Annotated in this window: 9 protein-coding genes and 1 pseudogene; all 10 read left to right on the top strand. The window is 39.6% G+C overall.

From position 1 onward, the window contains the following. Positions 1–402 (top strand): annotated as a pseudogene (locus HMPREF9074_RS08390) (LTA synthase family protein); the annotation flags it as partial. Then, entirely contained in the window at positions 386–1603 is a 1218-nt protein-coding gene (locus HMPREF9074_RS08385) for an HD domain-containing protein (protein ID WP_009391165.1), read from the top strand. The pseudogene HMPREF9074_RS08390 and the gene HMPREF9074_RS08385, both read left to right, overlap by 17 nt. Before the next feature lie 155 nt (positions 1604–1758). Further along, the gene (gene lpxD / locus HMPREF9074_RS08380; protein WP_009391166.1) at positions 1759–2778 is read left to right on the top strand and encodes a UDP-3-O-(3-hydroxymyristoyl)glucosamine N-acyltransferase; all 1020 of its coding nucleotides are present in this window, start codon (positions 1759–1761) and stop codon (positions 2776–2778) included. Between the two features lie 9 nt (positions 2779–2787). Then, positions 2788–4176, top strand: a complete 1389-nt coding sequence (locus HMPREF9074_RS08375) for a bifunctional UDP-3-O-[3-hydroxymyristoyl] N-acetylglucosamine deacetylase/3-hydroxyacyl-ACP dehydratase (protein ID WP_009391167.1) — start codon at positions 2788–2790, stop codon at positions 4174–4176. 6 nt (positions 4177–4182) lie between these two features. Then, a complete protein-coding gene (gene lpxA, locus HMPREF9074_RS08370) occupies positions 4183–4971 on the top strand; it encodes an acyl-ACP--UDP-N-acetylglucosamine O-acyltransferase (protein ID WP_034540269.1) in 789 nt (262 codons plus the stop codon). Between the two features lie 33 nt (positions 4972–5004). After that, positions 5005–5571 (top strand): elongation factor P, encoded by a 567-nt coding sequence (gene efp / locus HMPREF9074_RS08365; protein ID WP_009391169.1) that lies wholly within the window; start codon positions 5005–5007, stop codon positions 5569–5571. 102 nt (positions 5572–5673) lie between these two features. Continuing rightward, complete coding sequence (locus HMPREF9074_RS08360) at positions 5674–6591, top strand: UDP-3-O-(3-hydroxymyristoyl)glucosamine N-acyltransferase (RefSeq protein ID WP_009391170.1); 918 nt, start codon at positions 5674–5676, stop codon at positions 6589–6591. A gap of 63 nt (positions 6592–6654) precedes the next feature. Next, entirely contained in the window at positions 6655–7338 is a 684-nt protein-coding gene (locus HMPREF9074_RS08355; RefSeq protein WP_009391171.1) for a cell division ATP-binding protein FtsE, read from the top strand. Between the two features lie 67 nt (positions 7339–7405). Then, positions 7406–8365, top strand: coding sequence for a D-2-hydroxyacid dehydrogenase (locus HMPREF9074_RS08350; protein ID WP_009391172.1), 960 nt, complete (start codon positions 7406–7408; stop codon positions 8363–8365). A gap of 9 nt (positions 8366–8374) precedes the next feature. After that, positions 8375–8707: DUF937 domain-containing protein (locus tag HMPREF9074_RS08345; RefSeq protein WP_034540261.1), on the top strand; the 333-nt coding region annotated here is incomplete at its 3' end.

The raw sequence follows: 8707 nt of genomic DNA, 5'->3' as shown, positions 1-8707 counted from the left end.
TGCTTTATCTACGCTGATTTTATAACACCTAAAAAGGTAGATACGCTTGTGTCGCAAATAGATGTGATGCCAACCGTATTGGGGCTGCTGAATTTTGAATACACTTCTAAATTTATAGGACAAGATGTATTTAGCGGGCATTACACACCGAGAGCTTATATAGCTACTTATCAGGATTTGGGCTATTTGTCGCCTACCCATTTGACTATTGTTTCGCCATTGAATAAAATACGACAATACCAATTGTTGCCAGAGGCAGAACAGCCTGCAAAAGATTACCCATTGTTCTATGAGCAGCAAGCGCAAACGCCTACAGGACAAGAAGTAAAAGAATGTATTTCGGCATACCAAGCAACCTCGCATTGGCTCAAAAAACAACAACTGAATGCGGTCAAGAAATAAACTAAAAATTATCAATGACCCAATTTATGGGTTTATACATATACCGAGCACATTGGTGTTTGATATTATAGAGCATCGCTATTTTCAGCGTTTGCGGCGTATCAATCAAATGGGGCTTTCGTTCTTAGTTTTCCCAGGGGCTAAGCACACCCGTTTTGAACACGTGTTGGGGTGTATGTACCTGATGCAGAAAACGGTAGAGATGCTTCGTTTTAAAGGGGTGAGTATATCGGACAAGGAGGCAGAAGGGTTATACATTGCTATTTTGCTACACGATATAGGGCACGGGCCTTTTTCGCACGCTATGGAGCACAGCATAGTAGAGAATATCTCGCACGAGGATATCTCGCTGCTTTTTATGAAAGAACTCAATGCTACTTTCAATGGGAAATTAGAGTTGGCTATACAGATATTTCAGGGTACTTATCCGCGAAAGTTTATGCACCAACTCATCTCGAGTCAGTTGGATATGGACAGAGCAGACTATCTGAAGCGAGATAGTTTTTATACCGGAGTAGCAGAAGGGAATATTAACTCGGAGCGACTTATCTCGATGCTGAATGTGCGCAATGACGAGTTGGTAGTAGAAGAAAAAGGGCTGTTTTCGGTAGAAAAGTTCCTGATAGCCAGAAGGCTTATGTATTGGCAGGTGTATTTGCACAAAACCAGTGTGACAGCAGAGCAGATGCTTATTAGGCTTCTTAAACGAGCAAAGATATTAGTGCAAGGGGGAGAACCACTGCGAATGTCGTCAGCCTTATCATTTTTTGTGCATAACAGAATTTCAAACGAAAATTTTACCACAGAAGTACTTGAACAGTTTGCTCTGTTAGACGATACTGATATTTTTGCGGCTATGAAAGAGTGGCAGTTTCACTCAGATAGGGTGCTTTCCTCACTGAGTAGAATGCTGCTGAACCGCGACCTGCTGAAAGTAAAACTGCGCCCTACAGACTTTGAAGCGCTTAAGATAAAACGACTACAGAATATGGCAGTGATTAATGGCTATGCTCCTGAAACGGTAGATTATTTTGTGTTTACAGGAATGATGGAAAATAGAGCCTATAATCCTGAGAAACAAATTGTAAAACTCTTGACAAAGAACGGTAGAGTAGTGGATATTAGCAAGACCGCTGAGGGACTGAACCTTGAGGCTCTGGCACAAAAAACGGTGAAATACTATGTGTGTTACCCTAAGTAGTCTGTACGGAGCGAGAGGAAAGAAAATTGAAAAAAAATGATAAAAATAGATGTAGTTTAAAATAATTTTTATACTTTTGTTGCGAAAAATAGAGTCTAGAAACATCTGAAACAGGTAGCTTTAGAGCTATATCGTTTTGATTATAAACTAATTAAATGAAATTTACAGCAATACAAATAGCCAATGTACTGGGTGGAGAAGTAGAAGGAAACCCCACGGTGGAGGTGTATAAACTTTCAAAAATAGAAGAGGGGACAGAAGGGAGTATTTCATTTTTAGCCAATCCTAAATACAAGCATTTTATCTATACAACCCACGCGTCTGTAGTAATAGTAGGGAAGGATTTTGAACCAGAGAGTACGCTTACAGCCACCTTAGTAAGAGTAGATGACCCTTACGCTGCTTTCTCGAAATTATTAGCTTTTTACAACGAGATAAAGCTGAACAAGACGGGGATAGAGCAGCCCTCATTTATAGCTACTACTGCTAAAGTGGGCGAGAATGTGTATATAGGAGCTTTTGCTTATATAGGCGAAAATGTAGTATTAGGCAACAATGTGAAGATATACCCTAACACCTATATAGGCGATAATTCGGTAATAGGTGATAATACCACTATATTCTCAGGCTGTAAGATATATTCGGAGACTGTAATAGGCAAAAACTGTACTCTACACAGCGGTGTGGTATTAGGGGCAGATGGTTTTGGCTTTGCTCCTAATGAAATAGGGGTATACAGCAAAGTGCCCCAAATAGGTAATGTAGTATTGGAAGATAATGTAGATATAGGGGCGAATAGTACCGTAGACCGAGCTACTCTGGGTTCGACTATCATACGACAAGGGGTGAAATTGGATAACCAAATACAGATAGCCCATAATGTAGAGATAGGTAAAAACACAGTGATAGCTGCGCAAACAGGCGTAGCAGGCTCTACTAAAATAGGTGAAAACGGAATGATAGGCGGGCAAGTGGGCATAGTAGGACACCTAACTATAGGAAACCGTGTGCGCATACAAGCCCAAACAGGAGTAGGGCGCAATCTGAAAGATGATGAAGTGATACAAGGTTCGCCAGCCTTAGGCTATGCAGAATACAACAAAGCCTATGTGGTATTTCGCAAGCTGCCAAACTTGCTAAAACGCATAGAAGAATTAGAAAAGAAATTAAAATAACAATATAATATGGTGAAGCAAAATACTTTATCCAAAGAAATATCTTTAGAAGGTATTGGCCTACACACAGGCAAACAAGTGAAAATGGTGCTGAAACCAGCCCCCATTGATAACGGATTTACCTTCGTACGTACTGATTTAGAAGGGAACCCTGTAGTAGAAGCTGACGCAACCTATGTGTCGAACACTGAGCGAGGTACAGTGTTGGAGAAAAAAGGTGTGAGAATACAGACCTGTGAGCATATACTTGCGGCACTTGTAGGGATGGATTTGGATAATGTTATTATTGAACTGAACTCATCAGAACCGCCAATAATGGACGGTTCGTCTAAGTTTTTTGTGGAAGCAATAGCCCAAGCAGGGATTGAGCCACAAGATGCCCCACGTAATGAATACGTGGTGAAACAAGTAATTACCTACGTAAATGAAGAAACAGGTAGTGAGATAACCCTTATACCTGCTGATGAGTACCAAGTAACTACAATGGTAGACTTTGGTACCAAGATATTGGGTACCCAGAATGCTTATCTGAATAAGCTATCAGATTTTAGGAACGAGATAGCAGATGCACGTACTTTTAGTTTCTTGCACGAGCTTGAGACGCTAATTGACCACGGGCTTATAAAAGGAGGTGATCTAAATAATGCTATAGTGTATGTAGATAAAGAAATATCGGATACTACTATGCAAAAGCTAAAGAAAATCTTCAACAAAGATGAGATTACTGTAAAACCTAATGGGGTACTTGATAACCTTACGCTACACTACCCCAATGAGGCGGCTCGCCACAAACTATTAGATGTAATAGGAGACCTTGCCTTAGTAGGTACCCGTATACGTGGGAAAGTGATTGCTACAAAGCCAGGGCACTTCACCAATACACAGTTTGCTAAAAAACTTTTGAAGATAATAAAAAATGAGCGACGTAATAACGTGCCTTCAATAGATATTAATCAGCCGCCATTGTTTAATACGGCTGATATAATGAAATTGTTGCCACATCGTCCTCCATTTTTATTAGTGGATAAGATATTTGAGCTTTCGGACAAGCACGTGATAGGATTAAAAAATGTGACGATGGACGAGCCTTTCTTTGTAGGGCACTTTCCTGGAGCACCTGTGATGCCAGGGGTATTGCAGATAGAAGCTATGGCACAAGCAGGTGGGGTACTTATACTCAGCACCGTACCCGATCCGGAGAATTATCTTACCTATTTTATGAAGATAGATAATGTGAAATTTAAGGTGCAAGTAGTGCCTGGAGATACACTTATCTTTAAATTAGAATTGCTAACCCCTATAAGAAGAGGCATTTGCCATATGCAGGCATATGCATACGTAAATGGTAAGTTGGCTACAGAAGCAGAGCTGATGGCTCAAATAGTAAAAGTAAAATAAATGTATATGATACAACCTTTAGCTTACGTACACCCTGATGCTAAAATAGCAAAGAATGTAGTAATAGAGCCTTTCACTACTATTAGTAAGAATGTAGAGATAGGAGAAGGTACTTGGATAGGTCCTAATGTGACTATTATGGAAGGCGCACGCATTGGGAAGAATTGTAGAATATTCCCAGGGGCAGTTATTTCGGCTATTCCGCAAGACCTTAAATACAAAGGAGAAGAAACCACTACTCATATAGGGGATAACACTACTATACGAGAGTGTGTGACCATAAACAAAGGTACCGCAGACCGTATGAAAACAGTAGTGGGTAACAACTGTTTGATAATGGCATACTCGCACGTGGCGCACGACTGCATTATAGGTGAGGGTTGTATTTTTTCTAATAGCACAACTCTTGCTGGGCACGTAACTATTGGTGATTTTGTAGTAATGGCAGGGATGACAGCTGTATACCAATTTAGTTCGGTAGGTAGTTACGCTTTCGTAACAGGCGGGACAATGGTATCAAAAGATGTACCTCCTTATGCTAAGGCAGCGCGTAACCCTATTTCATACGTGGGAGTAAACTCAATAGGGTTGCACAGAAGAGGCTTCAGTGTAGAAAAAATACGAGAAATACAAGATATATACCGTGTGCTTTTTCAGAAGAAACTCACCACTTCGCACGCTTTGGAATATATAGAAGCCGAAATGGAGGCTACCGTAGAGCGCGATGAGATACTGCAATTTGTGCGCAAATCGCAACACGGTATAATGAAAGGCTATTATGGTGAAAGTGTTTAGAAGAGTATTTAAAAATAAAAACAATAATAATTAATGGCAACAACAGCAGACATTAAAAAAGGATTATGTATCCGCTTTAACCACGACATTTATAAAATCATAGAGTTCCTACACGTGAAACCAGGAAAAGGACCTGCTTTCGTACGTACCAAGCTGAAAAGCGTTACCACAGGTAAAATATTGGATAACACTTTTTCGGCAGGGCATAAAATAGAAGATGTACGTGTAGAAACTCGCTCATTTCAGTACTTATATGCAGAAGGAGATGAGTTTGTGTTTATGAATAACGATGATTACAACCAAGTACATATCCGCAAAGATATGCTTGATTACCCAGACCTTCTAAAAGAAGGAGAGACTGTAATGGTAATCTTTAACGCAGAGGACGAAACCCCTCTTTCGGTAGAAATGCCTGCCAATGTAATCCTAACAGTAACACACGTAGAACCAGGTGTGAAAGGAAATACAGCTACTAATGCTACTAAACCTGCCACTGTAGAAACAGGAGCAACTGTAAATGTACCTCTTTTCATCAATGAAGGAGACCGCATAAAAGTGGAAACCGAAAAGGGTACTTATGTAGAAAGGATGAAAGATTAGTTTCCCCATATTTATAATTTTACTATTCAACAAAAGAGGTTGTCCTAAAGAAAAATAAACTTTTTGTCGGAGAACCTCTTTTTTATTAAAATAAACATTCATATGCGTTTTCCTCAACCTTATACATTAAAACAAATAGCTACCATTATCAATGCCAAATATATAGGCGATGATGATTTTAGCGTACTCGGAATGAATGAGATACACGTAGTACAACCCGGTGATATAGTGTTTGTAGACCACCCTAAGTACTACGATAAAGCACTGCAATCGAAAGCTACTATAGTGCTGATAAACAAAGAAGTAGAGTGCCCTGAAGGGAAAGCTCTACTAATATCGGATGACCCATTTAGAGACTTTAATAAGCTAACCGATTTTTTTAAGCCTTTTGTAAAAGCTTTTTCGTTAGTAGCACCTACCGCTGTAATAGGGAAAAATACTATAATACAACCAGGGGCTTTCATCGGTAATAATGTGAAAATAGGGAAAAACTGCCTTATACACTCTAACGTATCGGTATATGACGATTGCGTAATAGGAGATAATGTAACTATACACGCAGGGACTGTATTGGGAGCCGATGCATTTTACTACAAAAAACGTCCTGAAGGATTTGATAAGCTAAAATCAGGGGGGAGAGTAGTCATAGAAGATAATGTAGATTTAGGCGCTCTTTGTACTATAGATAGAGGTGTGACAGGAGATACCACAATAAAGAAAGGGACGAAAATAGACAACCAAGTGCATATAGGGCACGACACTGTAGTAGGGGAGAAGTGCTTAATAGCTTCGCAGACAGGCATAGCTGGCTGTGTGGTAATAGAAGACGAGGTAACCATATGGGGGCAAGTAGGAATGACCAGTGGGATAACTATTGGCAAGAAAGCCGTTATATTGGCGCAGAGCGGTGTGTCGAAATCATTAGAAGGCGATCAAACCTACTTTGGTTACCCAGCAGGAGAAGCAAGAGAAAAATACAGAGAGATGAGTGCGCTGAAACAGCTTATCAGCGCTAAGTAATAAGGAATTTTGTGAATTCTCAATTATTTTGTATCTTTGCAATTATTAATTATAAGAAAATAAATGGAGGCACCCATATTACAGCTGAAAGATGTAGCTGTATATCAAAATAATAATCTTATTCTTTCGAATATCAATCTTGCGATAGGAAAAGGAGAATTAGTATATCTTATTGGGAAAACAGGTTCGGGAAAGAGTAGCCTTATTAAATTACTATACGGTGATTTACCTCTGACACAAGGGCAAGGAAAGGTAGTCGGTTTTAATTTGAATAAGCTAAATGAAGACAAAATACCTTTGCTAAGGAGAAAATTAGGAGTGGTATTTCAGGATTTTAAACTGCTTACCGATCGTAGTGTGTATGACAATCTCGCTTTTGTACTAAAAGCAACTGGTTGGACAGACAAAATAGCTATTAAAAACCGTATAAAAGAAGTTTTAACAAAGGTGAAGATGGAAACGAAAGACTTTAAGTTTCCGCACGAGCTTTCAGGAGGGGAGCAACAACGTGTAGCTATTGCACGTGCCCTCTTAAACAATCCAGAGCTTATACTTGCTGACGAACCAACAGGGAATTTAGACCCAGAGACGAGTGTGGAAATAATGCAAGTACTGAAGGAGATAAATGCTTCGGGACGTACGATATTAATGGCTACACACGATTACGCTCTTATACTTAAATTTCCGTCGAAAACCCTGAAATGCGATGGAGAAAGAGTATTTGAGGTAGTACAAAGGAGGGTTTAATTAGCAAATTAGCAAATTTGTTCGTGAGAGAAAAAGATTAAAAATATAATAAAAATAATAATATATAATGGCGATAAAAATACTTGCAAATGATGGTATATCTGAGACAGGTAAGGTAGCTTTGGAGCGCGAAGGATTTGAGGTTATCACTACAAAAGTAGCTCAGAATCAGTTAGTAGATTATATAAATAAACACAGTATTGATGCTTTGATAGTACGTTCGGCTACCCAAGTACGCAAAGATATTATAGATGGCTGTCCTACGCTAAAACTTATCGGTAGGGGAGGGGTAGGTATGGATAATATAGATGTAGCGTATGCTAAGAGCAAGCAGCTACATGTAATTAATACTCCTGCTTCATCAGCTAATTCGGTAGCAGAATTGGTGTTTGCACACCTTTTTACTGGAGTTCGCTATCTACACGACGCTAACCGCAATATGCCATTGGAAGGTGACCAACGATTTAATGAACTGAAGAAAAACTACAATAATGGGGCAGAGCTAAGAGGTAAAACCCTTGGTATTATAGGCTTTGGACGCAGTGGGCAAGCAGTAGCCCGCATAGCCATAGGCTTAGGAATGCGTGTGTTAGCATACGACCCTAATGTGCAGGAGGCTGTGATTACTCTTAGTTTCTTTGATGGACAAGAAACCTCTTTTACAGTGAAAACAGTAGCAAAAGAGCAACTACTGATGGAATCAGATTTTATAACTCTTAATAACAGTCCTGCAGATGGAGGTTATGTGCTTGATGAAGAAGAATTTAGGATGATGAAAGACGGAGTAGGGGTTATAAATCTATCAAGAGGAGGGGCACTTAATGAAGTAGCGCTAATAGAAGCTATAGATCACGGAAAAGTAGCTTTTGCAGGCTTAGATGTATTTGAAAATGAACCTAATCCGGCTATACAAGTGCTGATGCACCCCCAAATTTCGCTCACGCCCCATATAGGTGCAGCTACCAATGAGGCACAAGACCGTATCGGCACAGAATTAGCCGCTCAAATAGTAACTTTATTAAAATAATTATATAAAATGGCAGGAATTTTAGACTTCTTGGGTGGAGAGAACCTCCAACAAATCGTTAACGGGCTTAGTGAAAAGACAGGAGTATCAACAGATAAAGTAGGTACCGTGTTAGATTCGCTTAAGCAAATGTTAGGACAAGGTGAAAATACTGGCGCTGAACTGCTAAGCAAACTAACAGGCGATGGACAATCGTCTACCTTGCAAGCTATCAGCGAAAAAACAGGAGTTTCTCTTGACAATGTGAGCCAAATATTCCAAAACTTAACTCCTATGATTTCTAACTTCTTTGGAGGAAAAGGCGGAAATATAGGCGATATGCTTACCTCTTTCCTTGATAAA

It is taken from the genome of Capnocytophaga sp. oral taxon 329 str. F0087 (assembly GCF_000213295.2).
Lineage (GTDB): Bacteria > Bacteroidota > Bacteroidia > Flavobacteriales > Flavobacteriaceae > Capnocytophaga > Capnocytophaga leadbetteri_A.
Note: the sequence above shows the minus strand (reverse complement) of the source record. Positions and strands in the feature narration are given on the sequence as shown.

What these genes read in the sequence shown, in the direction of transcription:
- HMPREF9074_RS08385 (WP_009391165.1), top strand. Translation starts at nt 386, where the DNA reads ATGCGGTCAAGAAATAAACTAAAAATTATCAATGACCCAATTTATGGG.
- lpxD (WP_009391166.1), top strand. Translation starts at nt 1,759, where the DNA reads ATGAAATTTACAGCAATACAAATAGCCAATGTACTGGGTGGAGAAGTA.
- HMPREF9074_RS08375 (WP_009391167.1), top strand. Translation starts at nt 2,788, where the DNA reads ATGGTGAAGCAAAATACTTTATCCAAAGAAATATCTTTAGAAGGTATT.
- lpxA (WP_034540269.1), top strand. Translation starts at nt 4,183, where the DNA reads ATGATACAACCTTTAGCTTACGTACACCCTGATGCTAAAATAGCAAAG.
- efp (WP_009391169.1), top strand. Translation starts at nt 5,005, where the DNA reads ATGGCAACAACAGCAGACATTAAAAAAGGATTATGTATCCGCTTTAAC.
- HMPREF9074_RS08360 (WP_009391170.1), top strand. Translation starts at nt 5,674, where the DNA reads ATGCGTTTTCCTCAACCTTATACATTAAAACAAATAGCTACCATTATC.
- HMPREF9074_RS08355 (WP_009391171.1), top strand. Translation starts at nt 6,655, where the DNA reads ATGGAGGCACCCATATTACAGCTGAAAGATGTAGCTGTATATCAAAAT.
- HMPREF9074_RS08350 (WP_009391172.1), top strand. Translation starts at nt 7,406, where the DNA reads ATGGCGATAAAAATACTTGCAAATGATGGTATATCTGAGACAGGTAAG.